Origin of the sequence: Mycobacterium sp. 1165196.3 (assembly GCF_001673415.1) — a bacterium.
GTDB lineage: Bacteria > Actinomycetota > Actinomycetes > Mycobacteriales > Mycobacteriaceae > Mycobacterium > Mycobacterium europaeum_A.
Map to the genome: position 1 here is coordinate 1 of NZ_LZLU01000061.1, position 522 is coordinate 522.

Sequence of the window (522 nt, forward strand, 5' to 3'; positions counted from 1 at the left end):
CTGCCCGACGGCGCTTTGATGCGACGCGCGGCCTACGGGCTGGCCACCGAGATCATCGGCGAGTTAGCGGCGCGCACCGGCGGGGTAACCGGGCGACGTGTGTGCGCGGTCATCGGCTCCGGAGACAACGGCGGAGACGCGTTGTGGGCGGCCACCTTCCTGCGCCGTCGCGGCGCGGCCGCCGACGCGATCCTGCTCAACCCGGAGCGCACCCACCGCAAAGGCCTGGCGGCGTTCCGAAAGGCCGGCGGTCGCGTCGTCGAAAGCGTCTCGCCGACAACCGATCTCGTCATCGACGGCGTGGTGGGCATCTCCGGCTCCGGAGCGCTGCGGCCCGCCGCGGCCGAGGTGTTCGCCGCCGTCAACGATGCCCGAATCCCGGTGATCGCCGTCGACATCCCCAGCGGCATCGACGCGGCGACCGGCGCAATCACCGGCCCCGCCGGTGCGCGCCGCTAACTCGCCGATGATCTCGGTGGCCAGCCCGTAGGCCGCGCGTCGCATCAAAGCGCCGTCGGGCAG

The 522-nt window shown here is 72.8% G+C and carries 1 pseudogene; it reads left to right on the top strand.

What is annotated here, in order from left to right:
* Positions 1–444 (top strand): annotated as a pseudogene (locus A5659_RS05825) (NAD(P)H-hydrate epimerase); the annotation flags it as partial.
* Positions 445–522: the final 78 nt, after the last annotated feature.